Genomic DNA, 22,948 nt, shown 5'->3' on the forward strand with positions numbered 1-22,948 from the left:
GCGCCTCCGGTCAGTGCTTGAACACGGCGTCGATGTCGGCGTCGGTCTTCGGCAGGGCGGCCAGCTCGGCCAGCGTGATCGGCTTCACCGGCGGGCGCAGCCGGTAATAGCCGACCTCCGCCGGGGAGACGCCGCGCTCCGCCGCGATGACCTCGGTCACGGTCGGGCCGCAGAGCCGGCCCTGGCACGGACCCATGCCGCAGCGCAGGAAGCTCTTGGCCTGATTGGGACCGGAGCAGCCGAGCCGCACCGCCTCGCGCACCGCACCGGCGGTGATCTCCTCGCAGCGGCAGACGATGGTGTCGTCGGCCGGGACGCGGAAGGCTTCCGCCGGGGTGTAGAGCGTGTCGAGGAAGGCGCGGCCGGTCAGCGCGCGGTCGAGCGCGGCGCGGAACGGGGCTGCCGCCTTGTCGCGCTGTTCGCGCCCGATGCGGCCCAGCCGGTGCAGCGCGTCGAGCGCGGCCAGCCGGCCCGCTTCCTCCGCCGCGCGGGCACCGCCGATGCCGGCGCCGTCGCCGGCCAGCGACACGCCCTCGACCGAGGTGGCGCCCCACTCGTCGGTGGTCGGACGCCAGCAGCGCTGTTGCTCGTCCCAGCGCTGGGCGCAGCCGGTGGCGTTGGCGAGGTTCAGGTTTGGGATCACGCCGTGATGCAGCAGGAGGGTGTCGGCAGGCAGCCGGTGCTCGGTGCCGTTGCGGGTGTAGACGACGCTCTTCAACGCGCTGTCCCCGCCGATGGCACCTTCGGCGCGGAGCGCGGTGACGTTGCCGATGACGGTCAGCTTGCGCCGCACCTCCAGCATCAGCTTCATGCCCTTGCCAAGATAGGGCGAGCGCAGGAAGCCGGGCAGCAGCGGCAGGGCGGCGCGCCAGTTCTCCTTCGGCGTGGTGTCGAGGATGGCGTCGATCCGCGCGCCGGCCTGGAGATACTGCCAGGCCAGCAGCCAGAGCAGCGGGCCGCTGCCCGCCATCACCGTGGCGCCCGACGGCACGAGGCCGGAGGTCTTCAGCAGCACCTGCGCCGCACCGGCGCCGAGCACGCCCGGCAGGGTCCAGCCGGGGACCGGGAAGGGCCGCTCCAGGGCGCCGGTCGCCAGGATGACGTGGCGCACGGTCAGCATCGACGCCGACCCGTTGCGCGACAGGCCGATCTGGATCGGACGGTGTCCGTCGCCCGCGTCCTCACGGGGACGGGCGACGCTCCACACGATGGTGCCCGGCCAGTGGACGGCACCGCTGTCGCGCAGCGGACCCAGCAGCTCAGCGCCATGCCAGTAGTCGGGGCCGAGCACCTTGCGGTCGCGCACCGGCGTTTCGGTGACCGCGCGGTAGATCTGGCCGCCCGGCTCCGTCTGCTCGTCGAGCAGGACGACCGATGCGCCCTTGGACGCGGCCAGCGCAGCGGCGGCGAGGCCGGCGGGGCCGGAGCCGACGACGGCGATGTCGAAATCGAACTTGCTCACCGCTCCACCTCGCGCTTGCCGTTCTGGGTTTCCACCGCCATGCCGGGGGCCACGCGCACCTGACAGCCCTGGCGGTTGCCGGTGCCGTCGATGGTGACGAGGCAGTCGTAACAGACGCCCATCATGCAGTAGGGACCGCGCGGCGCGCCGCTCACGGCCGTGGTGCGGCAGGCGGTGACGCCGTTCGCCAGCAGGGCGGCGGTGACGCTGTCGCCGGCCCGCGCGCTGGCCGGACGGCCGTCGATGGTGAAGGAGACCGCTTGGGCAGCGGATTCGATCTCAGGCAGCCTGCGGAACATGGAACCTCCGGGCGCTGAAGGGCGTGAAGCTGTCGCCGAGGCCGCCGGCCGCGATCAGCGGCGCCAGCGTCAGCGCATGGTTGGCGGCAAGGGTGACGCCGCTGTGGCAGGTGGCGACGAAGGCGCCGGGCGCCGTCTTCGATTCCTCGTAGATCGGGAAGCCGTCCGGCGTCAGCACGCGCAGCGCCGCCCAACTGCGCACCACGTTCAGCTTGCCCAGCAGCGGGAAGAAGCGGATGGCGCGCTGGGCGATGGCCGACGACACGCCGGGTTGCAGCGTGGTGTCGAAGCCGGCCTCCTCGAAGCTGTCGCCGATCATCACCCCGCCCTCGTCGGTCTGGCGGATGTAGACGGTGGGGTGGTGCAGGAAGGGGGCGGTCTTCTCGGTGACGATGACATGGCCGCGCTGCGGGCGGACGGGGGCCGACAGCCCGACCATCGGCGCCAGCCGCGCGCTGTCATGGCCGGCGGCCAGCACGATCTTGCCGGCGCGGACTTCGCCGGCTGCTGTGGTCATGTGGAAGCCGCCGTCGCGATGCTCGATGCGCTCGACCCGGTGGTTGGGGCGGTAGTCGACGCCCAGCATCGTGATGCCCTTGTGCAGGGTGCGCAAGAGCCGCAGCGAGTTGCAGTGACCGTCCAGCGGGCAATAGGTGCCGCCGACCACGTCCGGCCCGATGAAGGGCAGTTCCTTGCGCAGCGTCTCGCGGTCCATCACCTCGTAGGGGTAACGGATCATGTCCGGCTGGTTGTGCAGCCGCATCATGGTGTTGGCGCGGGCCTGCAAATCCTCTTCCGACAGCATCGGCATGAAGCCGCCGGGACGGCGGTAGGCGACGTCGAGCCCGGTCTGCTCGCGCAGCAGGTCGGCGAAGCCGCTCCAGTCGTCGGAGGATTTCTTGGTCCAGCCGGCATATTCCGGCATGCCGAGGCCCTTGCCCTGCACCCAGACCAGGGCGAAGTTGCCGCGCGACGGGCGCACGGCGATGTCGCCCTCGTCCAGCATGGCGACTTTCTGGCCGGCACGGGCGAGACCCCAGGCCAGCGCCGATCCGACCAGCCCGCCGCCGATCACGGCGACGTCGTATTCTCCGCCCCGACTGGGCTGCGTCATCGTCTCCACTCCCGCCTTTTCAGTCGCGCTGACGGAATCGCACACTCCGTGCGCACCGGCCGCCGCATTTATCGTATGGCGCGCATCGCCGAATTCGGCACCCGTATACAGTGTCGAATATTTATCGGTGCACCGTATATCCTTGAGGTCGCGCCGGATCTGCCGGCGTTACACATGGATGTATTGCAAACTGCAGGGTTTTCTTTGCCGGAGCACCGCGGGATTCTGCCCGGCGCCACCCGACCGTTCCCCCGAGTTCCCGTGATCCTTGCGACAGCATCGGCAGCCAACCTATAACTGTCAAATCAGATCGAAGGGGTGTTTCATGACTGAATGTTATGATTCGGTCTTTCGGACCGGGCGGGCGCCATGATCAATCCGCGCCAGATCGAGGCTTTCCGCGCCGTCATGCTGACCGGCGGCATCACCGCGGCGGCGGAGCTGCTGAACATCTCGCAGCCGGCGGTCAGCCGCCTGATCGGCGACCTGCAATATGCGCTGAAGCTGACGCTGTTCGAACGGCGCGGCCCGCGCATCGCCCCGACCAGCGAGGCGATCTCGCTCTATCAGGTGGTCGACCGCGCCTTCGTCGGGCTGGAACTGATCGAGCAGACGGCGCGCGACCTGACCGCGAGGCGCAGCGGGGCGCTGCGGGTGGCGGCGATGCCGGCGCTGGGGGTGGGGTTCCTGCCGCGCTATGTCGCGCGCTTCCTCAGCGACCGGCCGCGGGTGGACATCGCGCTGCGCGGCAGCACCTCGCCGATCATTTTGGACTGGGTGGCGACCGGCCAGTGCGAGCTGGGATTCGCCCACACCCCCATCGACCATGCGGCGGTGCTGACCGAGAAGATCCACGGCATACCCGCCGTCGCCATCCTGCCGCCCGGCCATCCGCTGGCCGCCAAAGAGGTGCTGGCGCCGAAGGATTTCGAGGGGGAGAGCTTCATTTCCACCAGCCCGCCGGCCCTGCTGCGCTCCCGCATCGACACCATCTTCGCCGATCATGACGTGTCGCGGCTGATGCGGGTGGAAACCCAACTGACGATGAACGCCTGCGCCATGGTGGCGGCCGGCTACGGCATGTCGATCGTCGACCCCTTCACCGCCCAGGACTACGTCCCGCACGGGCTGGTCGTCCGCCCGTTCGAACCGCGCATCGGCTTCGACATCGCCATCCTGCGCTCCGCCCAGGTGCCGCTGTCAATGATCGCCGAGGATTTCCTGGCCGGTTTCCTGGAGGAGGCGACCCGCTTCCGCGACAGTTTTCTCGGGATCGGCGGCGCCGGAAACCCCGCTCAACTCGTTCGCAGCACGGAATTATAACATTTCCGGATGAATGATGGCGGGAATTCGATTTGACGGTTATGTGACTGCACCATCACCCTTGATCCATGTCCTGCCGGGACCTTCACGAAAAACAGCCCGAAAACGGGCGGCCGGCAAGGTGACGGACGGTTAAAGCGGCGATCCGGTCCTTAACAGACGATGCGGTCCGAAGATCAGCCCCAGATGAACCCCCAGGCCAGGAACAGGCTTCCATGGAACTGGGAACCCGATGAACAGGGACCCTGCCAACAGGGATCAAGGCTCTAGAGGAGAATGACGATGCGCTCGGTGATGTGCGGGTTGATGGCGACGGCGGCCCTGTGGTGCGGCATGGCCGCGGTGCAGACGGCCCAGGCCCAGGAAAAGACGCTCTATGTCGCCGCCTATGGCGGATCGTTCGAGCAGACCATGCGCAAGGACATCATCCCGGCCTTCGAAAAGGCGAACGGGTTGAAGATCGAGTATGTCGCCGGCAATTCGACCGACAACCTCGCCAAGCTGCAGGCCCAGCGGGGCAACCAGCAGATCGACGTCGTCATCCTCGACGACGGCCCGATGTATCAGGCGGTGGCGCTGAACTTCTGCGCCGACCTGGAGAAGGCGCCGGTCTACGACCAGCTCTACGATCTGGCGAAGATGCCGTCGGGCAAGGCGGTCAACTTCGGCGCCGTCGGCACCGGCATCCTCTACAACAAGGCCTATTTCGACGAGAACAAGATCCCGGCCCCGACCTCGTGGAAGGACATCGAGGATCCGCGCTTCAAGAAGAAGCTGGCGATCCCGCCGATCAACAACAGCTACGGCCTGCACGCGCTGGTGATGATGGCGCGCCTGAACGGCGGCGGCGAGACCAACATCGAGCCGGGCTTCAAGGAGTTCAAGGACAAGATCAACCCGAACGTGCTGGCCTATGAGCCATCGCCGGGCAAGATGACCGAGCTGTTCCAGAGCAACCAAGCCGTCATCGCCGTCTGGGGCTCGGGCCGCGCCAAGGCGCTGGCCGACACCGGCTTCCCCGCCACCTTCGTCTATCCCAAGGAAGGCGGCATCGTGCTGGGCTCCGCCGCCTGTCAGGTCGCCGGCAGCAAGAATGCGCCCGAAGCGCAGAAGTTCATCCAGCACATGCTGGGCGTCGAGGCGCAGACCGCTCTCGCCGTCAGCGCCGGCTTCGGCCCGGTGAACAAGACGGTCGAGCTGCCCGCCGAAAAGCAGGCCGGCATCCCCTACGGTCCGGAACAGGTCGGCAAGCTGCTGGTGGTGGACTGGGACACCATCAACAAGAACCGCGAAGTCTGGAACAAGCGCTGGACCCGCGAGATCGAGCGCTGAGGTAAGGGGCTAATCCCCTCTCCCCCTGGGGAGAGGGGGTGCGGGGAAAGGGAGACGACGACATGGCTTATCTGGTTCTCGACCAACTGACCAAGCGCTTCGGAAACTGGACGGCGGTCGACAACGTCTCGCTGACCGTTGAGAAGGGCGAGCTGATTTCGCTGCTGGGGCCGTCGGGCTGCGGCAAGACCACCACCTTGCAGATGATCGCCGGCTTCCTCGACGCCGACGGCGGCCGGGTGATGCTGGACGGCCAGGATCTGCTGGCGAAGAAGCCGAACGAGCGCGGGCTCGGCATCGTCTTCCAGAGCTATGCCCTGTTCCCGCACATGACCGCCGCGGAGAACGTCGCCTTCGGGCTGGAGATGCGGAAGATCAATCGTGCCGACCGCGACCGCATGGTCGCCGACGCGCTGAAGCTGGTCGGGCTGGAGCAGTATGGCGACCGCCACCCGCGCCGGATGTCGGGCGGCCAGCAGCAGCGCGTGGCGCTTGCCCGCGCGCTGGTGATCAAGCCGAGCCTGCTGCTGCTGGACGAGCCGCTGTCGAACCTGGACGCCAAGATGCGCGAGGAGATGCAGATCGAGCTGCGCCGCATCCAGCGCACCGTCGGCACCACCATGATCCTGGTCACCCACGACCAGTCGGAGGCGATGGCGCTGTCCGACCGCGTGGTGGTGATGAACAAGGGCCGCATCCAGCAGGTCGCCACCCCGCAGGAGGCCTACGACCACCCGGCCAACGCCTTCGTCGCCAACTTCCTCGGCCGCACCAACCTGCTGCCGGGCATGGTCGGCGGCGGCGCGGGCGGGACCGTCATCACGGTGGCCGACAGCGTCTGGCCGGTGGCGCAGCCGATGGCGGCGGGGCCGGGGGCGCTGGCCGTCCGACCGGAGAAGATCGGCTTCGTCGATGCCGGCGGCCTCAGCGGCACCGTGCTGGCCCGCGTCTTCCAGGGCACGCAATGGCTGTTCGAGATCGAGACCGCCGCCGGCCGATTGATGGTGATCCGCCAGCATGACGGCTCGCCCCTGCCGGCGGAGCGCGAGCGGGTGATGGTCGGCTGGCGGGCGGACGACATGGCGGTGATGCCTGCTGATCGGGAGGCGGCATGAGCATGGCGGCATCCACCGAAAGCCACGCCTCCGGCACCCAGGCATCTGCGGCACCGCTGCCGCGCCGGCCGCGCCGCTGGCCATGGACACCCTATCTGCTGAGCGCGCCGGGTCTGGCCTTGTTCGCGGTGCTGCTGCTGGTACCGCTGGCGATGACCTTCCTGTTGTCGCTGAACAGCTTCAGCTTCTATGGCGGCATCGAGAACGTCTGGCAGATCGGCAACTATGCCGACATCATCGCCGACAGCTATTTCCACGAGGTCTTCCTGCGCACCTTCCGCATCGCCGCGGTGGTGACGCTGCTCTGCGCGCTGTTCGGCGCGCCGGAGGCCTACATCCTGCGCCGGATGAAGTCGCCGTGGCGGGGCTTGTGCCTGCTGATCGTGCTGGGGCCCCTGCTGATCTCGGTGGTGTCGCGGACGCTGGGCTGGGCGCTGCTGTTCGGCTCGACCGGGCTGGTCAACCAGGGGCTGATGGGGCTGGGGCTGATCGCGACGCCCATCGAGTTCATGTACACCGAGACCGGCGTCATCATCGCGCTGACCCATGTGCTGGTGCCCTTCATGGTGCTGTCGGTCTGGGCCTCGCTCCAGCGGCTCGACCCGCAGGTGGAGAATGCGGCGCTGTCGCTGGGCGCCGGGCCGCTGACGGTGATGCGCCGGGTGGTGCTGCCGCAGATCGTGCCGGGCATCCTGTCGGGATCGATCATCGTCTTCGCGCTGGCGGCCAGCGCCTTCGCCACCCCGGCGATCATCGGCGGGCGGCGGCTGAAGGTGGCGGCGACGCTCGCCTATGACGAATTCCTGAACACGCTGAACTGGCCCTTGGGCGCCACTGTGGCGGTGCTGCTGCTGATCGCCAACGTCGTCATCATCGTCGGCTGCAACCGGCTGGTCGAACGTCGCTACAAACAGGTGTTCGAATGAACCGCAACGGCCCGCTCGCGCTGATCTTCCACGTCCTGTTCTTAGGCTTCCTGCTGGCGCCGATCCTGATCGTCTGCGCGGTCGCCTTCACCTCGCAGGGCTATCTGTCGCTGCCGACCGAGGGGCTGTCGCTGCGCTGGTTCCGCGCCATTGGCGACAATCCGGAATTCATCCGCGCCTTCAAGGACAGCCTGCTGCTGGGGGCGGTGTCCTCCACCCTGGCGATCCTGGTGGCGGTGCCGGCGGCTCTCGCCATCGCCCGCCACCAGTTCTTCGGGCGCGAGGCGATCCAGGCGCTGTTCCTGTCGCCGTTGATGGTGCCGCACATCGTTCTCGGCATCGCCTTCCTGCGCTTCTTCACCATGATCGGGCTGGGCGGCACCTTCGCCGGGCTGGTGCTGAGCCATGTCATCATCATCCTGCCCTTCGCGCTGCGGCTGATCCTGGCGGCATCCACCGGCATGGACCGGGCGGTGGAGAACGCCGCCGCGTCGCTGGGCGCCTCGTCCTGGACCAGCTTCCGCCGGGTGACGCTGCCGCTGATCCTGCCGGGCGTGGCGAGCGGCTGGGTGCTGGCCTTCATCAACAGCTTCGACGAGGTTACGATGACCGTCTTCATCGCCTCGCCGGAGACCACCACCCTGCCCGTCCGCCTGTTCCTCTACATCCAGGACAACATCGACCCGCTGGTCGCGGCGGTGTCGGCGGTGCTGATCTTCCTGACGGTGGCCGCCATGCTGGTGCTCGACCGCGTCTATGGGCTGGAGCGGCTGCTGGTCGGCAAGGGCCGCGACTGACACGGGCGCTTCTTCCTCAAGGTTTCCTCCCTGAACTGCCCCGCACCTCCCCGGTGCGGGGCAATTTTTTTGCGCAGCATCGGAGCCGTTACGCCGATGGTTCAGAATGCAAATGATTCGTCCACGCCATTTTCTGTGTTGACCGCAGGGGGCATGCGGACGTACTTTTAACCAGCCGGTTAAAACATAGCGACCGCCACACTGGTCGCCCCGAGCCCGCCGGCCGGAGGAGACGCATGGAACCCCGCTCTCGCTCGGGCGCAGCATTGCGCCTGCTCAATTCCGACTGGGTCCGCCCCATCCTGCTGATGGTCATCCTGCTGGTTCTGTGGGATCTGTCGGTCCGGGTGTTCGGCGTTCCCGCCTATCTCGTGCCGAAACCCGGCGACGTCGTGCTGGCGATGATCGACGAATGGCCGCGCCTGCTGGCCGAATCCGTCCCGACCTTCACGGCCACGCTCGGCGGCTTCGCACTGTCGGTGCTGTTCGGCATCCCCATCGCGATGCTGATTGCCGGATCGCGCGTGGTCGAGGCCTATGTCTACCCGCTGCTGGTCTTCTCGCAGTCGATCCCCAAGGTCGCCATCGCGCCGCTGTTCGTGGTGTGGTTCGGCTTCGGCCTGATGCCGAAGGTGATCGCCGCCTTCCTGCTGGGTTTCTTCCCGGTGGTGGTGTCGGCGGTGCAGGGCTTCAAGTCGGTCGACAACGAGATGATGGACCTCGCCCGCTCGATGAAGGCGTCGCGCCTCCAGACCTTCCAGATGGTCAGCCTGCCGCATGCGCTGCCGGCGATCTTCGCCGGGCTGAAGGTCTCGATCACGCTGGCGGTGGTCGGGGCGGTGGTCGGCGAATTCGTCGGCTCCAACTCCGGCATCGGCTTCGTCCTGCAACGCTCCATCGGCAATTTCGAGCTGCCGTTGATGTTCGCGGCGCTGACCGTGCTGGCGCTGATGGGCGTCGTGCTGTTCTGGGTCATCGACGTGGTCGAGCGCTTCTCCATTCCCTGGCACTCCAGCCAGCGCCACAAGGCCAATCTCGGCGCCTAATGGCCCGTCGTCTAACGGCACTTCGAAACCTCGGTTCATCGACAAGAACCCCGAAGCCGCACAATGCAGGCCGACGGGGCGATCCACCACCCATGGGAGGTCACCGGTCGTGATGAAGAAAACCATCGTCGCAGCGCTCTGCGCCTTTGCCGCCTCCACCCTGCCGGCGCAGGCCGCCGACAAGGTGACGCTGATGCTGAACTGGTACGTCTATGGCGAGCATGCGCCCTTCTATTACGGCAAGGACAAGGGGCTCTACGAGGCCGAGGGCATCGACCTGGAAATCCAGGAAGGCCGCGGCTCGGCGGTGACGACGCAGCTGGTCGCCAGCAAGGGTGTCACCTTCGGCTATGTCGACGTGCCGACCATGATCAAGGCCGCCATGAAGGGCGCGCCGGTGACCTCGCCGGGCGTGCTGTTGCAGACCAGCCCGATGTCGGCGATGGGCTTCACCGAGAAGAACATCCGCAAGCCGGAAGACATCAAGAACCGCATCGTCGCCATGACGCCGGGCGACAGCATGTCCCAGATCTGGCCGCTGTTCCTGAAGAAGACCGGCCTGAAGGAGCGTGACTTCGAGGTGGTGTCGGGCGACGCGCAGACCAAGCTGAACGCCGTCATCAACGGCCAGGCCGACCTGCTGCTGGGCTACGTCATGGACCAGAGCATGAAGATCAAGGACGCCACCGGCAAGTCGGTGACGCCGATCCGCTTCGCCGATTACGGCGTCAACATGGTCTCCTCCGGCATCATCGCCAACACCGACGTGATGAAGAGCAACCCGGACCTCGTCCGCCGCTTCATGGCCGCCACCACCAAGGCGGTGGAAGAGGCGGAGAAGGCGCCGAAGGACGCAGCCGCCGCCATCCTGAAGGCCAACCCGAAGGGCGGCAAGCCGGACACGCTCCAGGAAGGCTTCGAGCTGACCATCCCGCTCTACCGCACCAAGGAGACGGAGAAGCTGCGGCCCTTCCAGGTCACCGACGCCAACATGAAGGAGACGGTCGATCTGCTGGTCGAGTATGGCGGGCTGGACGCGGCGGCCAAGGAGAACCCCAAGCGCTTCTACACCCGCGAGTTCCTGCCGCCCGACCCGGCCGCCGCCGCCGTGAACGCCGCCGCCAAGTAAGCGCGAGCCAGACGTGACCGACCGGCCCACCGCACGGCCCACCGCCCAGCCCACAGCAGGGAGCGACGAGGAGAGCATGGCACAGCCTCAGTTGAAACTGGTCGGCGAGGCGGCGACGCAGCGCCTGTCCGGCGAGCCGCTGATCCGCATCGACGGCGTGACCAAGACCTACCGCACCCGCGACGGCGAGGTGCCGTCGCTCCGCCCGATCACCTTCGACGTGCGGCCGGGCGAATTCCTGGTGGTGGTCGGTCCGTCCGGCTGCGGCAAGTCCACCCTGCTGAAGATGCTGGCCGGCCTGCTGCCGGTCAGCAGCGGGACCATCAAAATCGAGGGCGACACGGTCACCGAGCCGCACGACGACACCGGCATCGTCTTCCAGAGCCCGACCCTGCTGGCCTGGCGGTCGGTGCTGCGCAACATCATGCTGCCGGTGGAGATCCGCCGCCTGCCGCGCGAGCGCTATCTGGAACGCGCCCATAAGCTGGTCGAGATGACCGGGTTGAAGGGGTTCGAGAACAAGTATCCCTGGCAGCTGTCGGGCGGCATGCAGCAGCGCGCCGCCCTGTGCCGGGCGCTGGTGCACGATCCGAAGATCCTGCTGATGGACGAGCCGTTCGGCGCGCTCGACGCCATGACGCGGGAACGGATGAATGTCGAGCTGCAACGCATCCAGCACGAGACCGGCAAGACGGTGATCCTGATCACCCACTCGATCCCCGAGGCGGTGTTCCTGGCCGACCGGGTGATGGTGATGTCGGAACGGCCCGGCACCATCGCCGCCACCTACGAGGTCCCGCTGCCGCGCCCGCGGACGCTGGACGTCATGGGCGACCCGACGTTCATCCAGCTGACCCAGACCATCCGCAAGCATTTCGCGGCGCAGGGTCACCTCGACTAAGCGCCGGACGCCCACCGCAGAAACTTTGCGTCATCCCCGCGAAGGCGGGGATCCAGACAACTTCGCAGGTGAATCGCTGCGCAGGCTGGAGTCCCGCCTTCGCGGGAATGACGGCCGAAGACGTACGGAAAGACTCTCACCATGTCTGCCGCCATGTCCGCCCCCCGTCTCCGCATCCGCGCCATCGAGCTGTACGAGCGGCCCGTCCGTTTCGTGAAGCCGTTCCGCTTCGGCGCGGTGACGGTGGAGGCCGCCCCGCAATCCTTCGTCCGCGCCCTGGTCGCGGTCGAGGGACAGGGGGAGGCCTGGGGGGCGACGGCAGAGATGATGATGCCGAAATGGTTCGACAAGACGCCGGACCGCAGCCCGGCCCAGACGGTGGACGGGCTGCGCCGCTCGCTGATCGAAGCGCGCGATGCCTATCTGTCGGATGACCGGCTCGACACCGCCTTCGGCCATCACGCCGCCTACAGCCCGGTGCTGGAGCCGAAGCTGGCCGCCGCCTTCGGGCCGGCGCAGATCGACAAGGCGGTGCTCGACGGGTTGCAGCGGGTGCTGGGCCTGAACGCGTTCGACGGGCTGGGCGGCAATGTCGCCGGGCTGGATGCGCGGCTGGCGCCCGACCTCGCCGGTTTCGATCTCGACGGATTTTTGCGCGGGCTTTCTCCGCTCCGCGAGGTGGAGCTGCGCCACACCGTCGGGCTGCTCGACAAGGCGGAAGATTTGCGCGCCCTGCTGGAGCGCACGCCGCTGCGCTGGTTCAAGATCAAGCTCGGCGGCGACGCTGCCGCCGATGCCGAGCGGCTGGTGGAGCTGGCCGGCGTGCTGGAAACCGCCGCCCCCGGCTACCGCGCCACGCTGGACGGCAACGAGCAGTATCGCGACGCCGACCATGTCGCGGACCTGCTCGACCGCATCGACGCCTCCCCGGCGCTCGCCTGCTTCCGCAGGGCGCTGGCCTATCTGGAACAGCCGATCACGCGGGAGGCGGCGCTCGCCCGGCCGCTGGGCGCAGTGGCGGAGCGGGTGCCGGTCATCATCGACGAGTCCGACGACGGCTACGACGCCTTCCCGCGCGCCCGCGCGATGGGCTATCGCGGGGTGTCGTCGAAATCCTGCAAGGGCCTCTACAAGGCGATGCTCAACCGCGCCCGCTGCGCGGCCTGGGGGCCGCCGCACTTCATCTCCGCCGAGGATCTGACCTGTCAGGCCGGTCTGTCGGTGCAGCAGGACACCGCGCTGGTCGCCTTCCTCGGCATCCCGCATGCCGAGCGCAACGGGCACCAGTATGGCGAGGGCTTCGGCAGCGCCGCCGAAGCCGATGCCTTCCTCGCCGCCCATCCCGGTTTCTACGACCGCCGCGCCGACGGCACGGTCAGGCTCGCCACCGGCTCCGGCCGGCTGCCGACCGCCGCGCTGCGCGGTCCCGGTTTCGCCTCTTCAGCGGGCCCCGACCGGGCCACGCTTTCCCCCCTTTCAAACCCGACATCAGCGTTTTCCGAAGGAGTCCACCCATGAGCACCAAGCGCCTTGGCCTCATCATGCACGGTGTCACCGGGCGGATGGGCATGAACCAGCACCTGATCCGCTCGATCCTGGCGATCCGCGCCCAGGGCGGCGTCACCCTGTCGGACGGCTCGCGCGTCATGCCCGACCCGATCATCGTCGGCCGCAACGCCGAGAAGATGCAGGAGCTGGCCCGCCGCCACGGCATCGAGCGCTGGAGCGACAACATCGACGCCGCGCTGGAAAACCCGGACGACGTGATCTTCTTCGACGCCGGCACCACCCAGATGCGCCCGACGCTGCTGGAGAAGGCGATCCGCGCCGGCAAGCATGTCTATTGCGAGAAGCCCATCGCCACCAACCTGGACGAGGCGCTGCGCGTCGTCCGGCTGGCCGCCGAGGCCGGGGTGAAGAACGGCACGGTGCAGGACAAGCTGTTCCTGCCGGGCCTGGAGAAGCTGCGCATGCTGCGCGACAGCGGCTTCTTCGGCCGCATGCTGTCGGTGCGCGGCGAGTTCGGCTACTGGGTGTTCGAGGGCGACTGGCAGCCGGCGCAGCGTCCCTCGTGGAACTACCGCGAGGAAGACGGCGGCGGCATCATCCTCGACATGATCTGCCACTGGCGCTATGTGCTCGACAACCTGTTCGGCACGGTGAAGAGCATCTCCTGCCTGGGCGCCACCCACATCCCGGAGCGCTGGGACGAGAAGGGCAAGCCCTACAAGGCCACCGCCGACGATGCCGCCTATGCGATGTTCGAGCTTGAGGGCGGGGTGATCGCCACCATCAACTCGTCCTGGTGCACCCGCGTCTACCGCGACGATCTGGTGACCTTCCACGTCGACGGCACCAACGGCTCGGCGGTCGCAGGATTGACCGACTGCGTGATCCAACCGCGCCAGGGCACGCCGCGCCCGGTGTGGAACCCCGACCAGAAGCAGACCATCGACTTTTACGACACCTGGCAGCCGGTGCCCGACAACGCCGTGTTCGACAACGGCTTCAAGGTGCAGTGGGAGTCCTTCATCCGCCATGTGGTCGAGGACACCCCCTACAATCACGGCCTGATCGAAGGCGCCAAGGGCGTCCAGCTGGTGGAATGCGCGATGCAGAGCTGGCGCGAACGCCGCTGGGTCGACGTGCCGGCCATCGAGGGCTGAGGCGTTCGCCGGGGAGGGGTGCGGACCGCCCCCTCCCCCACCCCTCCCCCGGCCCCTCCGCTGCGACTTTTCCAGGAACACCGCCCATGCCGACCATCCGCCTCCCCCGCGCCGACCGCAGCATCGAAAGCTACACGCTGGCCCCGCCGCGCGGCTTTCCCGCCCGCACCGAACGGCCGCTGACCCGCATCGCCTTCGCCGCCGCCCATATGGTCGCCGACCCGCTGGCCGAGTGCGATCCGTGGCTGGCCCCGGCCATCGACTGGGACCGCACCATCGCCTTCCGCGAGCATCTGTGGGACCTCGGCCTCGGCGTCGCCGAGGCGATGGACACGGCGCAGCGCGGCATGGGGCTGGACTGGCCGACCTCGCTGGAGCTGATCCGGCGGTCGCAGTCGGCGGCCAAGGCGCGCGGCGGGGTGATCGCCTGCGGCGCCGGCACCGACCATCTGCCGCCGGAGAACGCCCGAAGCGTCGACGACGTCATCCGCGCCTATGAGGAGCAGATCGAGGCCATCGAGGCACTGGACGGCCGCATCATCCTGATGGCGTCGCGCGCGCTGGCCCGCGTCGCCAAGGGGCCGGAGGATTACGTCCGCGTCTATGGCCGCATCCTGTCGCAGGTGAAACAGCCGGTGATCCTGCACTGGCTGGGCGACATGTTCGACCCGGCGCTGGCCGGCTATTGGGGCACGGCCGACGTCGATGCGGCGATGGACACCGCGCTGTCGATCATCGGCGACTATGCCGCCAAGGTGGACGGCATCAAGATCTCGCTGCTCGACAAGGAAAAGGAGATCGTCATGCGCCGCCGCCTGCCGGACGGCGTGCGCATGTACACCGGCGACGACTTCAATTACGCCGAGCTGATCGCCGGCGACGGGCAGCACAAGTCCGACGCGCTGCTCGGCATCTTCGACGCCATCGCGCCGGCCGCAGCCGCGGCGCTGGCCCATCTGGCCGAGGGCGACGAGGCGGGGTTCCACGACATCCTGGCGCCGACCGTGCCGCTGTCGCGCCATATCTTCAAGGCGCCCACCCGCTTCTACAAGACCGGCGTCGTCTTCATGGCCTATCTGAACGGCCATCAGGACCATTTCACCATGGTGGGCGGGCAGGAGAGCACACGCTCCACCCTGCATCTGGCCGAGCTGTTCCGGCTGGCCGACAAGGCCGGGCTGCTGTCCGATCCGGACCGCGCGGCCCAGCGGATGGCGACGGTGCTGGCGGTGCGGGGGATCGCCTGATGCGGGACTTCTCCGAAGATCATCGCTGGCTGTCGATCAACACCGCCACGGTGCGCAAGCAGGGCGATCTGGTCGAGATCCTCGACGCCTGCGCCCGCCGCGGCATCCGCGCCGTCGCGCCCTGGCGCGATCAGGTGGCGACGGTCGGGCTCGACGCCGCGGTGCGGGCGGTGCGGGCGGGAGAGCTTGAGCTGTCCGGCTATTGCCGCGGCGGCATGTTCCCGGCCGACCCGTCCAAGGCGGCGGAGGTGCGCGACGACAACCGCCGCGCGGTGGACGAGGCGAAAGCTTTGGATGCCGCCTGTCTCGTGCTGGTGGTCGGCGGGCTGCCGCAATTCTCCCGGCCCGGTTCGCCGGTCAGCAAGGACATCGCGCTGGCCCGCTCGCAGGTCGAGGACGGCATCGCCGAGCTGCTGGACTATGCCCGCAAGGCCGGCATGCCGCTGGCCATCGAGCCGCTGCACCCGATGTATGCCGCCGACCGCGCCTGCGTGAACACGATGGCCCATGCGCTCGACCTCTGCGACCGGCTGGATCCGGAGAAGTCGGGGGCGCTGGGGGTGGCGGTCGACGTCTATCATGTCTGGTGGGATCCGGATCTGGAGGCGCAGATCCGCCGCGCCGGCAAGGAACGGTTGATGGCCTTCCATGTCTGCGACTGGCTGGTGCCGACCACCGACCTGCTGCTCGACCGCGGCATGATGGGCGACGGCGTCATCGACATCCCGCGCATCCGCGGCTGGGTCGAGGAGTGCGGCTTCGCCGGCTACTCGGAGGTGGAGATCTTCTCGCAAGCCACCTGGTGGGAGAAGCCGATGGGCGAGGTGCTGGACACCTGCATCGAACGCCACCGCAGCGTGGTTTAAAATGAGCGTGGTTTGAAATCGTTGGCGGACGCTTCTACCATGGGGGAGAACAAGCCCCCTCCCCCGGACCGCAGGAGCCGGCTTCCCGCATGGACAGCCTGACCGACACCCCCGAACCGGCGCCGCCCGCCCCCGCACCCGCCAGAGGCGCCGCGGCGCCGGTCAAGGTGACCCGCGACCCGGAGGGAACGCGGGCCCGCATCATGGCCGCCGCGACGGAGGAGTTCGCGCGCTATGGGCTGGGCGGCGCCCGCGTCGACCGCATCGCCGAGCAGGCCGGCACCAACAAGCGCATGCTCTATTACCATGTGGGCAACAAGGAAGAGCTGTATCTGGCGGTCCTTGAGGATGCCTATGCCCACATCCGCGAGACCGAGCGCACGCTGAATTTGGACAAGCTGGCCCCGCCCGAGGCCATCGCGCGGCTGATCGGCTTCACCTGGCAGTATTTCATCGACCATCCCGAATTCATGGCCCTGCTGAACATCGAGAACCTGCACCGGGCCGAGCTGCTGAAGACCTCGGGGCAGGTGCAGTCGATGCACTCCCCCTTCGTGCAGATGATCGGCGACGTGCTGGCGCGCGGGGTGAAGCAGGGAGTGTTCAGGGCCGGGGTCGATGCGGTGCAGCTCTACATCTCCATCGCCGGGCTGTCCTACTTCTATTTGTCCAACGTCCACACCCTGTCGGTCATCTTCGGCCGCGACCTGCTGGCCGACCCGGCGCGGAAGGAGCGGCTGGACCATATGGTGGAGCTGGTGCTGAAGTCGCTGCGGCCGTGAGGGCCGGGAAAAGGGGGGTGGTCAGATTCTGACCACTCCTATTGTTTGGGCGCCGGGCGCAGCAGGGCGATCAGCAGCAGGCCGCCGACGATGAACCAGGCGATGACGACGAAGCCGTCGATGTAGGCCAGCACATAGGCCTGCTTGCGCACCGCCGCCGCCAGCAGCGACAGGGCGCGGTCGGTCGTCTCCTCAGGCCCGGTGGAGCGGGCGGCGAGCCGCGCCATGCCGCCGGCCAGCCGGTGGACGGTGTCGGTGCCGCCGGCCACCACGTCGGACACCAGCCGGAAGCTGTGGAACTGCTCGCGCACGCGGACGAAGGTCTGCATGAAGGCGGCGCCCAGCTCGCCGCCGAGCAGGCGCGAGGTCTGCAACAGGGCGCCCAGCGCCAGGATGTGGGCCTGGGACAGGTTCTTGATGTTGAAATAGATCAGCGAGGTCATGGCGAAGGACTGGCCGAAGGCCTGGAGCATCTGGGAGGGCAGGAAATCGGCGCCGACCCAGTCGGCTGTCAGGTGCGAAGCGAGCCAGCAGGCCAGCCCCACCGCGGCGAAGCCGGCCGCCATCACCACCCGCGGATCGGCATGGCGAAGCAGCGTGCCGACCAGCGGCGCCAGCAGGAACTGCGGCAGCGCGATCAGCAGCAGCGTGTCCCCGACCTCCAGCGCGCGGTAATTGTTCACGGTGATCATGAACTGCGGCACCAGATAGGCGGTGGACAGCATGACCAGCCGCAGCAGCACCAGCAGCAGGCACAAGAGCGGGATGTTGCCGCGGAAGAGCGCGCTGAAGGTGATCCAGGGCTTGGGGCAGGTCAGCTCCTGCACGACGAAAGCGCCGACCAGCAGGCCGCCGGACAGGAAGAGGCCGGTGATCAGGCCGGAATTGAACCAGTCCAGCCGGTTGCCCTGGTCGAGCCCGGCATAGAGCAGGGCGAAGCCGAGGCTGGCATAGGCGATGCCCCACCAGTCGCCGTCCTTCAGCAGGTCGCGGCGGACCGGCTCGGCCGGCATGCCGAAATGGACGCACAGCGCCATCAGCGGCGCCAGCAGCGCGGTGTCCCAGAACAGCCAGCGCCAGTCGAGATGCTCGATCACCCAGCCTTCGACCGAGGCGGCGAAGTTCAGCGACAGCTCGACATTCATCGCATAGACGGCGATGCCGTAGACGACGTAGCGCGGCGGCAGGTTGCGGACGATGAAGCCGATGGTCAGCGGGATGAAGGTGCCCGACGACAGCCCGGCCAGCAGCTGGAAGGTCAGCACCCCGGTCAGCGTGCCGGTCAGCGGCAGAGCCAGCATCGCCAGCCCGTAGGTGAGGGATGACACCAGCAGCACCCGGCGCGGCCCGAACACCACGCCGAGGAAGGCGGCGGCCGGGGCGACCAGCATCTGCGCCACCGTGTAGGCGGTGGTGATCCAGGCGCCTTCGTCGAAGCCGGCGCCGATGGCGCCGCGGATGTCGGCCAGCCCGAAGGTGGTGATGCGCGAGGTCAGGGTGGAGATCAGCGCCCCCAGCATGACACCGAGCAGCCCGACGATGGGATGGTGGGTCAGGATCGGCTGGGCCGGGCGCAGCAGGATCCGGGACAGCCGCCCGCCGGCCAGACCGACGCTCAAGATCCGCCCTCCCGAACCTCTCCATCGGTGTCGATGGTGACGACGACGGACATGCCGGGCCGCAGGCGGTCCTGCAACGGGTGGGGGCCGTCGAGGACGATCTTCACCGGGATGCGCTGGACGATCTTGGTGAAGTTGCCGGTGGCGTTGTCGGGGGGAAGCAGGGCGAACTGGCTGCCGCTGGCCGGCGACTGGGCGGCGACCCGGCCGGTCAGCGTCACGTCGGGGAAGCTGTCGATGCGGACGGTCGCCGGCAGGCCGGACCGGATCCGCGTCATCTGGGTTTCCTTGTAGTTGGCGATCACCCACACCGCCGGCAGCGGCACCAGCGTGACGATCTGGCTGCCCTGCCCGACATACTGGCCGGGGCGGACCTGCCGCTGGCCGACCATGCCGTCGGCCGGCGCGCGAATCGTCGTGCGGTCGAGCGTGATGCGGGCGAGGTCGAGATCGGCCTGCCGTTGCAGCCGGGTCGCCTTGGCCTGCCGCACCTGCACGTCGATGCCGTCGAGCGCCGCCTTCTGCTGGTCGACCTGGGCCTGTCCGGCCTCCAGCGCCGCCTGGGCCCGGCGTGAGGTCGCCTGCGCCTGTTGCAGCGCCTGGAGCGTGCCGGCGACGCCCTGCTCGGTGAGGGAGCGCTGCCGCGCCTCCTCCAGCCGCGCCCGCCACGCCTCGGCCTCCAGCCCATGGACGTTCGCCTCGGCCTGATCGACCAGGGCGCGCTGGGTGCGCTTCTGGATGTCGAGCTGGGCGATGGCGGCATCGGCGGCCTCCAGCGCCGCGTCGGCCTGCTGCACGCGGGCGCGGTAGTCGTCGTCGACGATCGTCGCCACCGGATCGCCGGCCTTCACCCGCTGGAAGTCCTCGACCGGCATGTCGCGGACGACGCCCGCCACCTGGGCCGACAACGGGGTGATGTCGGCCTGGAGATAGGCGTCGCTGGTGGTCTGGCGCGCGGCGGAGCCGAGCCAGCGGTCCCAGCGCGTGGCGAAGGCCACCAGCAGCACAACCGCCAGCCCCAGCACCGCCAGCCGCACCAGCCAGGGGCTCCAGGCCACCGGCGGGGGAGCAGCCGGAGGGGGTTGCTGAACCGCTTGCTGGGGTGGCGCTGCGGCATCGCTCATGCGGGGCTCTCCATCGGCCTGTCGGAACGGTCCGGCCGACCCTACGCGATGGCCCGCGGAAAAGCGCCTTGCACCAAGGTGTAGCCCCGCTTGCGACCGGTCAGGACAGGACGATGCCGCCGTCGACGTTCAGCGTCTGGCCGGTGACGAAGGCGCTGTCATCGGAGCAGAAGAAGGCCACCGGCCCGGCGACATCCTCCGGCGCGCCGATCCGCGCCATGGCGGTCTTGGCCTTCCAGCCGTCGCGGATCGCCGGGTCGTCCAAGTTCACCCGGCCCATGTCGGTCAGGATGATGCCGGGGCAGACGCAGTTGGCGGTGATGCCGAGCGGCCCGACCTCCTGCGCCAGCACGCGGGTGAAGCCCATCACCGCAGCCTTCGACGCCGAGTAATGCGCCTGCTCCGGCGCGCCGTGCTTGCCGCCGATGGAGGCGATGTTGCAGATGCGGCCGTAGCCCTGCGCCTTCATCAGCGGCAGCACCGCCTGGGTGACCAGGAAGGTGCCCTTGGCGTTCACGTCCATCACCTGATCCCAGGCTGTTTCCGGGCAGGATTCCACCGTCGCGGCGATCAGGATGCCGGCATTGTTGACCAGCGCGTGGATGGTGCCGAGTTCGGCGACGGCACGGTCGACCATCGCCTGCACCTCGTCCTTCGCCGACACGTCGGCGTGCAGCTCGACCACCCGGACGCCTTGCGCCCGCGCCTCCCCCGCCGTCTCGGTCAGCGCGCCGGCCTGCCGGGCGATGTCATTCAGCGCGAGGTCGAAGCCGCGCTCCGCCAGTCCGAGAGCGATGGCGCGGCCGATGCCGCGGCTGGCGCCGGTGACAAGCGCGATCTTCCCCTGTGTCCTGTTGCCCTGTGCCATGTCGGTGTTCTCCTTCAAAGAGCGGTGTAGCCGCCATCGACGGCCAGGACGGTTCCGGTGATGAAGCTCGCCGCGTCGGAGGCGAGGAAGGCGACGGCTAACGCGATCTCGCGCGGTTCGCCCAGCCGGCCCATCGGCGTGGCGGCGAGCCAGCGCTCGAACCAGTCCGGGCGGGAACGGCCGGCCAGCGTCAGTTCGGTGGCGATGTAGCCGGGGGCGACGGCGTTGACCCGCACCCGCCCGGCCCATTCCACCGCCAGCGATTTGGTCAGCAGATTGACCCCCGCCTTGGCGGCGTTGTAGGCGGCCTGGGGCTGGGGATGGACGACGATCTCGCCGCACATCGAGCTTATGTTGACGACCGCCCCCCTGCCCGCCTCGACCATCGGCCGGCCAAAGGCGCGGGCGGTGTGGAAGACGCCGTGCAAATTGACGTCGATCACCCGGCGCCAGTCGGCCAGATCGACCTCAAGCGCCGGCCCGTTGTGGACGATCCCGGCGTTGTTGACGAGGATGTGCGGCACGCCGGCCTCGGCGACCAGACGGGCGGCGGTCTCCTCGGCCGCCTCGGCATCGGTGACGTCGAGGCTGTAGGCCAGCCCGCCGATCTCCGCCGCCAGCCGGCGGGCGGCCTCGCCGTCGCGGTCGAGGATGGCGACGCGGGCGCCGGCCTCGGTCAGGACGCGGGCGATGGATTGGCCGATGCCGGCGGCCCCGCCGGTGACGACGGCAAGCCGGCCGGTGAGGTCGAACTCCTTCATGCCGCGGGCTCCTTGACCGGAGTTGCGGCCGTAGCGGGCACCGGCCCGTTCAGCACGCCCTTCAGCGCCGGATAGAGGGCGAGGTAGCGCTGGTAGATCTCCTGGTAGAGGGCGGATTCGCGCGGACGCGGCTCGATGCTGGTGCCGGGGCGGACCATCGCGGCGATGCCCTCGTCGATGCTGGCGAAGCGGCCGGCGCCGTGGGCGGCCAGCACCGCCGAACCGGTGGACGGCGCGTCGGCGGATGCCGGGATGCGCACCGGCAGGCCGGCGGTGTCGGCATGGATCTGCATCCACAGCTGCGAGGCGGTGGCGCCGCCGCCGACCGTGATCTCGGTCGAGCTGTAGCCGCCGGCCTTGAAGGCGTCGAGGATGGCGCGGGTGCCGAAGCCGATGCCCTCGACGATGGCGCGGAAGACATGGTGCGGTTCGTGGGCCAGCGTCAGCCCGACGATGGCGCCGCGGCTGAGCGGGTCGGTGTAGGGGGTGCGGTTGCCCTGGAAATGGTCGAGCACCAGCAGCCCGTCCGATCCCGGCTCCAGCGCCGCCGCCTTGGCGTTCAGGGCTGCGAGGTCGAGCGTGCCGCCGCTGAAGCGGCGCAGCCAGTTGACGATGGAGCCGGTGGAGGTCTGGCCGCCCTCGACGATCCAGCGGCCGGGATAGACGATGTCGGGATAGCTGCCCCAGACGCCGGGGGCATGCAGCGGCGCCTCGGTGACGCCGAATTGCAAATGCGAGGATCCGGTGATCAGCGCCAGCTGCCCCGGCTGGGCGACGCCGAGCCCGATCATGCCGATCAGCGCATCCGCCCCGCCCTGCACCAGCCTGACCGACGGCCGCAGCCCGAGGGTGGCGGCGGCCTCGGGCCTCAGCGTGCCGACCACTTCGCCGGGGGCCAGCACGCGGGCCGGCCATTTGCCCTCAAGCTCCTCGAGGTCGAGCGCCTTGAGGATGCCGCGCGCCCAGCCGCCGTCGCGGCTGGAGTAGTGCCAGCGCAGGCCGGCATTGTCGAGGCTGGCCACCCGTTCGCCGGTCAGGCGCAGGGTGAGGAAATCCTGGTATTCGCAGATGGTGTGGGCGGCGGCGAAGGTCGCCGGCTCGTTCCGCTTCAGCCACAGCGCCTTTGGGATCATCCATTCCGCGGAGACCGGGCCGCGGCCGGCGCCGTTGATCTTCAGCGCCGGATCGCCGGTGGCGAGCACCGCCTCCGCCTCGGCATGGGCGCGCACATCCATCCACAGCAGCGCCGGGCGCAGCGCGCGTCCGTCGGCGTCGAGCGCCACGACGGTGCAGCAGGTGGTGGCGAAGCACATCGCCTCGATCTCCGCCGCGTCGATGCCGGCATCGGCGACGGCGCCGCGGGTGGCGTCGGCCAGCGCCCGCCACCAGTCCTCCGGGTCCTGCTCCGCCCGCGCGCCCGGTCCGAACTGCGTGTCGTAGGCGACGGCCTTCTGGCCGAGGCAGCGTCCGCTCAGGTCGTAGATGCGCGCCCGCAGGCTTTCGGTGCCGCCGTCGGCGGTCAGGTAATAGGCCATTCCCTTGTCCTCCCTGGAGACACGCAGCCCTTTGCG

At 68.8% G+C, this 22,948-nt stretch carries 21 protein-coding genes; 13 read left to right on the forward strand and 8 right to left on the reverse strand.

The annotated features are described in order from the left end of the window. Window positions 1-10 precede the first annotated feature (10 nt). Genes ABNQ39_RS25910 through ABNQ39_RS25920 form a run of 3 tightly spaced genes read right to left on the reverse strand, consistent with a single transcriptional unit; the run spans window position 11 to window position 2,875 of the window. Window positions 11-1,462, reverse strand: a complete 1,452-nt coding sequence (locus ABNQ39_RS25910) for an NAD(P)/FAD-dependent oxidoreductase (protein WP_376963718.1) — start codon at window positions 1,460-1,462, stop codon at window positions 11-13. After that, a complete protein-coding gene (locus ABNQ39_RS25915; RefSeq protein WP_376963720.1) occupies window positions 1,459-1,761 on the reverse strand; it encodes a (2Fe-2S)-binding protein in 303 nt (100 codons plus the stop codon). Before ABNQ39_RS25915 ends, ABNQ39_RS25910 begins: the two co-directional genes overlap by 4 nt. Continuing rightward, on the reverse strand, window positions 1,742-2,875 hold the full coding sequence (locus ABNQ39_RS25920; protein ID WP_376963723.1) for an NAD(P)/FAD-dependent oxidoreductase: 1,134 nt from the start codon (window positions 2,873-2,875) through the stop codon (window positions 1,742-1,744). The genes ABNQ39_RS25915 and ABNQ39_RS25920 overlap by 20 nt, the downstream gene beginning before the upstream one ends. A gap of 369 nt (window positions 2,876-3,244) precedes the next feature. Between ABNQ39_RS25920 and ABNQ39_RS25925 the strand changes: the two genes are divergently transcribed. The 13 genes from ABNQ39_RS25925 to ABNQ39_RS25985 all read left to right on the forward strand — a co-directional run bounded on the left by ABNQ39_RS25925 (window position 3,245) and on the right by ABNQ39_RS25985 (window position 17,005). After that, window positions 3,245-4,198, forward strand: coding sequence for a LysR substrate-binding domain-containing protein (locus ABNQ39_RS25925; RefSeq protein WP_376963726.1), 954 nt, complete (start codon window positions 3,245-3,247; stop codon window positions 4,196-4,198). A 282-nt stretch (window positions 4,199-4,480) separates the two neighbouring features. Then, window positions 4,481-5,530, forward strand: coding sequence for an ABC transporter substrate-binding protein (locus tag ABNQ39_RS25930; RefSeq protein WP_376963729.1), 1,050 nt, complete (start codon window positions 4,481-4,483; stop codon window positions 5,528-5,530). Between the two features lie 62 nt (window positions 5,531-5,592). Further along, window positions 5,593-6,645 carry an ABC transporter ATP-binding protein gene (locus tag ABNQ39_RS25935; RefSeq protein ID WP_376963732.1) on the forward strand — a complete coding sequence of 351 codons (1,053 nt, stop codon included), beginning with the start codon at window positions 5,593-5,595 and terminating at the stop codon, window positions 6,643-6,645. Window positions 6,646-6,647: 2 nt separating this feature from the next. Continuing rightward, a complete protein-coding gene (locus ABNQ39_RS25940) occupies window positions 6,648-7,571 on the forward strand; it encodes an ABC transporter permease (protein WP_376963735.1) in 924 nt (307 codons plus the stop codon). After that, window positions 7,568-8,368 carry an ABC transporter permease gene (locus ABNQ39_RS25945; RefSeq protein WP_376963738.1) on the forward strand — a complete coding sequence of 267 codons (801 nt, stop codon included), beginning with the start codon at window positions 7,568-7,570 and terminating at the stop codon, window positions 8,366-8,368. The genes ABNQ39_RS25940 and ABNQ39_RS25945 overlap by 4 nt, the downstream gene beginning before the upstream one ends. A gap of 236 nt (window positions 8,369-8,604) precedes the next feature. Then, window positions 8,605-9,414, forward strand: a complete 810-nt coding sequence (locus ABNQ39_RS25950; RefSeq protein ID WP_098736847.1) for an ABC transporter permease — start codon at window positions 8,605-8,607, stop codon at window positions 9,412-9,414. A gap of 112 nt (window positions 9,415-9,526) precedes the next feature. Next, window positions 9,527-10,543, forward strand: coding sequence for an ABC transporter substrate-binding protein (locus ABNQ39_RS25955; RefSeq protein WP_109049672.1), 1,017 nt, complete (start codon window positions 9,527-9,529; stop codon window positions 10,541-10,543). Window positions 10,544-10,619: 76 nt separating this feature from the next. Further along, window positions 10,620-11,444 carry an ABC transporter ATP-binding protein gene (locus ABNQ39_RS25960; protein WP_098736845.1) on the forward strand — a complete coding sequence of 275 codons (825 nt, stop codon included), beginning with the start codon at window positions 10,620-10,622 and terminating at the stop codon, window positions 11,442-11,444. A 141-nt stretch (window positions 11,445-11,585) separates the two neighbouring features. Then, on the forward strand, window positions 11,586-12,962 hold the full coding sequence (locus ABNQ39_RS25965; protein WP_376963743.1) for a hypothetical protein: 1,377 nt from the start codon (window positions 11,586-11,588) through the stop codon (window positions 12,960-12,962). Continuing rightward, complete coding sequence (locus ABNQ39_RS25970) at window positions 12,959-14,110, forward strand: Gfo/Idh/MocA family protein (RefSeq protein WP_376963746.1); 1,152 nt, start codon at window positions 12,959-12,961, stop codon at window positions 14,108-14,110. Before ABNQ39_RS25965 ends, ABNQ39_RS25970 begins: the two co-directional genes overlap by 4 nt. Before the next feature lie 86 nt (window positions 14,111-14,196). Further along, the gene (locus ABNQ39_RS25975; RefSeq protein WP_376963749.1) at window positions 14,197-15,357 is read left to right on the forward strand and encodes a dihydrodipicolinate synthase family protein; all 1,161 of its coding nucleotides are present in this window, start codon (window positions 14,197-14,199) and stop codon (window positions 15,355-15,357) included. Next, window positions 15,357-16,223, forward strand: a complete 867-nt coding sequence (locus tag ABNQ39_RS25980) for a sugar phosphate isomerase/epimerase family protein (protein ID WP_376963752.1) — start codon at window positions 15,357-15,359, stop codon at window positions 16,221-16,223. The genes ABNQ39_RS25975 and ABNQ39_RS25980 overlap by 1 nt, the downstream gene beginning before the upstream one ends. Window positions 16,224-16,312: 89 nt before the next feature. Then, entirely contained in the window at window positions 16,313-17,005 is a 693-nt protein-coding gene (locus tag ABNQ39_RS25985) for a TetR family transcriptional regulator (protein ID WP_376963755.1), read from the forward strand. Window positions 17,006-17,043: 38 nt separating this feature from the next. Here the strand turns inward: ABNQ39_RS25985 and ABNQ39_RS25990 are convergent, their stop codons facing one another. The 5 genes from ABNQ39_RS25990 to ABNQ39_RS26010 all read right to left on the reverse strand — a co-directional run bounded on the left by ABNQ39_RS25990 (window position 17,044) and on the right by ABNQ39_RS26010 (window position 22,912). After that, window positions 17,044-18,624: an MFS transporter gene (locus ABNQ39_RS25990; RefSeq protein WP_376963758.1), complete on the reverse strand. Its 1,581-nt coding sequence runs from the start codon at window positions 18,622-18,624 to the stop codon at window positions 17,044-17,046. Then, window positions 18,621-19,748 (reverse strand): HlyD family secretion protein, encoded by a 1,128-nt coding sequence (locus tag ABNQ39_RS25995; protein WP_376963761.1) that lies wholly within the window; start codon window positions 19,746-19,748, stop codon window positions 18,621-18,623. Before ABNQ39_RS25995 ends, ABNQ39_RS25990 begins: the two co-directional genes overlap by 4 nt. Window positions 19,749-19,848: 100 nt before the next feature. Then, on the reverse strand, window positions 19,849-20,616 hold the full coding sequence (locus ABNQ39_RS26000) for an SDR family NAD(P)-dependent oxidoreductase (protein ID WP_376963764.1): 768 nt from the start codon (window positions 20,614-20,616) through the stop codon (window positions 19,849-19,851). Window positions 20,617-20,630: 14 nt separating this feature from the next. Beyond that, window positions 20,631-21,377, reverse strand: a complete 747-nt coding sequence (locus ABNQ39_RS26005) for an SDR family NAD(P)-dependent oxidoreductase (protein ID WP_376963767.1) — start codon at window positions 21,375-21,377, stop codon at window positions 20,631-20,633. Then, a complete protein-coding gene (locus ABNQ39_RS26010) occupies window positions 21,374-22,912 on the reverse strand; it encodes an FGGY-family carbohydrate kinase (protein WP_376963770.1) in 1,539 nt (512 codons plus the stop codon). Before ABNQ39_RS26010 ends, ABNQ39_RS26005 begins: the two co-directional genes overlap by 4 nt. Window positions 22,913-22,948 lie beyond the last annotated feature (36 nt).

Source organism: Azospirillum sp. A26 (assembly GCF_042604635.1).
Classification (GTDB): domain Bacteria; phylum Pseudomonadota; class Alphaproteobacteria; order Azospirillales; family Azospirillaceae; genus Azospirillum; species Azospirillum palustre.

Coding starts and splice junctions, on each gene's coding strand:
- ABNQ39_RS25915 (WP_376963720.1), bottom strand. CDS start 1,761: ATGTTCCGCAGGCTGCCTGAGATCGAATCCGCTGCCCAAGCGGTCTCC.
- ABNQ39_RS25920 (WP_376963723.1), bottom strand. CDS start 2,875: ATGACGCAGCCCAGTCGGGGCGGAGAATACGACGTCGCCGTGATCGGC.
- ABNQ39_RS25925 (WP_376963726.1), top strand. CDS start 3,245: ATGATCAATCCGCGCCAGATCGAGGCTTTCCGCGCCGTCATGCTGACC.
- ABNQ39_RS25930 (WP_376963729.1), top strand. CDS start 4,481: ATGCGCTCGGTGATGTGCGGGTTGATGGCGACGGCGGCCCTGTGGTGC.
- ABNQ39_RS25935 (WP_376963732.1), top strand. CDS start 5,593: ATGGCTTATCTGGTTCTCGACCAACTGACCAAGCGCTTCGGAAACTGG.
- ABNQ39_RS25940 (WP_376963735.1), top strand. CDS start 6,648: ATGGCGGCATCCACCGAAAGCCACGCCTCCGGCACCCAGGCATCTGCG.
- ABNQ39_RS25945 (WP_376963738.1), top strand. CDS start 7,568: ATGAACCGCAACGGCCCGCTCGCGCTGATCTTCCACGTCCTGTTCTTA.
- ABNQ39_RS25950 (WP_098736847.1), top strand. CDS start 8,605: ATGGAACCCCGCTCTCGCTCGGGCGCAGCATTGCGCCTGCTCAATTCC.
- ABNQ39_RS25955 (WP_109049672.1), top strand. CDS start 9,527: ATGAAGAAAACCATCGTCGCAGCGCTCTGCGCCTTTGCCGCCTCCACC.
- ABNQ39_RS25960 (WP_098736845.1), top strand. CDS start 10,620: ATGGCACAGCCTCAGTTGAAACTGGTCGGCGAGGCGGCGACGCAGCGC.
- ABNQ39_RS25965 (WP_376963743.1), top strand. CDS start 11,586: ATGTCTGCCGCCATGTCCGCCCCCCGTCTCCGCATCCGCGCCATCGAG.
- ABNQ39_RS25970 (WP_376963746.1), top strand. CDS start 12,959: ATGAGCACCAAGCGCCTTGGCCTCATCATGCACGGTGTCACCGGGCGG.
- ABNQ39_RS25975 (WP_376963749.1), top strand. CDS start 14,197: ATGCCGACCATCCGCCTCCCCCGCGCCGACCGCAGCATCGAAAGCTAC.
- ABNQ39_RS25980 (WP_376963752.1), top strand. CDS start 15,357: ATGCGGGACTTCTCCGAAGATCATCGCTGGCTGTCGATCAACACCGCC.
- ABNQ39_RS25985 (WP_376963755.1), top strand. CDS start 16,313: ATGGACAGCCTGACCGACACCCCCGAACCGGCGCCGCCCGCCCCCGCA.
- ABNQ39_RS25995 (WP_376963761.1), bottom strand. CDS start 19,748: ATGAGCGATGCCGCAGCGCCACCCCAGCAAGCGGTTCAGCAACCCCCT.
- ABNQ39_RS26000 (WP_376963764.1), bottom strand. CDS start 20,616: ATGGCACAGGGCAACAGGACACAGGGGAAGATCGCGCTTGTCACCGGC.
- ABNQ39_RS26005 (WP_376963767.1), bottom strand. CDS start 21,377: ATGAAGGAGTTCGACCTCACCGGCCGGCTTGCCGTCGTCACCGGCGGG.
- ABNQ39_RS26010 (WP_376963770.1), bottom strand. CDS start 22,912: ATGGCCTATTACCTGACCGCCGACGGCGGCACCGAAAGCCTGCGGGCG.